The following is a 2,146-nucleotide window of genomic DNA, read 5'->3' as shown; positions in this document are numbered from 1 at the left end:
CTTGCATCAAGACGAAAAACCTCTTTCATTGTTTGTGGAGAACTCCAATGATACCTGATTTTTTCGTCTTGGTGTTTTTATTTTGGAATTTTATTGAAAGTGGCTAACTTGATTATAAAATTCGCCTTTATATCAGAAATAAAACGGAGGATTAATAATCATGCAATTAAATGCTATTCAGATTATTTTAGTCGTTATCGTGTCGTTCTTAGCTGGTATGGAAGGTATCTTGGATGAATTCCATTTTCACCAACCAGTTATCGCATGTACATTGATCGGCTTAGTTACAGGTAACTTGTTACCTTGCCTTATCCTTGGTGGTTCACTACAAATGATCGCCTTAGGTTGGGCTAATATCGGTGCTGCCGTAGCACCTGATGCTGCTTTGGCAGCTGTTGCTTCAGCTATTATTTTGGTTCTTGGTGGTAAAGGACAAAAGGGTGTTGGTTCAGCCATTGCTATTGCTGTTCCTCTAGCCGTTGCCGGATTGCTACTAACTATCCTATGTCGTACGTTGGCAACTGGTATTGTTCACATCATGGATAAAGCTGCTGAAGAAGGTAGTTTTAGAAAGATTGATTTCTGGCAATATGTTGCTATCTGTATGCAAGGTCTACGTATCGCTATCCCTGCAGCATTGATTCTTGCTATTGGTGCTGGTCCTGTTAAGGCCTTACTTGATGCTATGCCTACTTGGTTGACAGATGGTTTGTCACTTGGTGGTGGTATGGTTGTTGCCGTTGGTTATGCAATGGTTATCAACATGATGGCTACTAAAGAAGTATGGCCATTCTTCGCAATTGGTTTCGTACTTGCTACAGTTACAGACTTAACACTAATTGGTCTTGGTGCTATCGGTATTTCTATGGCGCTCATCTACTTGAAATTATCTAAATCAGGTGGTAATGGCGGTTCAAACGATGGTGGAGGAAGTTCTTCCTCTAACACCGGTGATCCAGTCGGCGACATCATAGATAACTACTAAGAGGGAGGAACTCATAAAAATGGCAGATCAAGTTAAAATTTCTAAAAGAGATAGAATCGCTGTTTGGTGGCGTTCAACATTCCTTCAAGGTTCATGGAATTACGAACGTATGCAAAATGGTGGCTGGACTTATTCTTTAATTCCAGTATTGAAAAAATTATATAAAACAAAAGAAGATCGTGCCGCTGCTTTAAAGCGTCACATGGAATTCTTTAATTGTCACCCTTACTTGGCTTCACCTATTTTAGGTGTAACAATGGCCTTGGAAGAAGAACGTGCCAATGGTGCACCTATTGATGATGTTGCTATCCAAGGTGTTAAAGTTGGTATGATGGGTCCTTTGGCTGGTATTGGTGATCCTGTGTTCTGGTTCACTGTTAAGCCTATTATCGGTGCTTTAGCTGCTTCACTAGCTATGACTGGTAACATTATTGGACCAATCATTTACTTCGTAGCATGGAATGCTATTCGTATGGCCTTCATGTGGTACACACAAGAACTTGGTTATAAAGCCGGTTCTAAGATTACAGATGACGTTTCAGGTGGTACTCTTCAAGATATTACTAAGGGTGCTTCAATTCTAGGTATGTTTATCCTAGGTGCTTTGATCAACCGTTGGGTTGTTGTTAAGTTCACGCCTACGGTTTCAACTGTAAAACTAGATAAAGGTGCTTACATTGATTGGTCGCACTTGCCATCTGGCGCTGCAGGTATCAAGGAAGCCTTGATTCAACAAAAGGCTGGACTTTCATTGACAGCTCACAAGGTAACAACATTGCAAGATAACTTGGATCAATTGATTCCTGGTTTAGCAGCTCTACTACTAACATTGTTCTGTATGTGGCTACTAAAGAAGAAAGTTTCACCAATCGTTATTATTCTTGGTTTGTTCGTTGTTGGTGTTGTCCTACACGTACTTCACGTTATGTAATAATTTGAAACTTTCAACTCTTAAAGAAAAATGTAATGTTTAATTTTTGAGTATTAAACAATTAGGCATGGCAATCGTCTTGTGATTGCCATGCCTATTAGTTTTGGCTCTTTGTCAAATCGTATTGATGAATGATTTTTGAGCTTATTAAGTACCCTCATTGAGGGTACTTTTTTTATGCGCAAATCAATCTTATTCTCTTAATAAAATGGTCAAGATTTCTAAATCCA

At 39.2% G+C, this 2,146-nt stretch carries 2 protein-coding genes; both read left to right on the top strand.

All coding sequences use genetic code 11. The features are described from left to right. The first annotated feature begins 160 nt into the window (after positions 1–160). Positions 161–985, top strand: coding sequence for a PTS mannose/fructose/sorbose transporter subunit IIC (locus tag FHL05_RS12305; RefSeq protein WP_153385122.1), 825 nt, complete (start codon positions 161–163; stop codon positions 983–985). A gap of 19 nt (positions 986–1,004) precedes the next feature. Then, positions 1,005–1,916: a PTS system mannose/fructose/sorbose family transporter subunit IID gene (locus tag FHL05_RS12300; protein WP_153385123.1), complete on the top strand. Its 912-nt coding sequence runs from the start codon at positions 1,005–1,007 to the stop codon at positions 1,914–1,916. The last annotated feature ends 230 nt before the right edge of the window (positions 1,917–2,146 follow it).

Source organism: Companilactobacillus halodurans, from assembly GCF_009600995.1.
GTDB classification, from domain to species: Bacteria; Bacillota; Bacilli; order Lactobacillales; family Lactobacillaceae; genus Companilactobacillus; species Companilactobacillus halodurans.
Note: the sequence above shows the minus strand (reverse complement) of the source record. Positions and strands in the feature narration are given on the sequence as shown.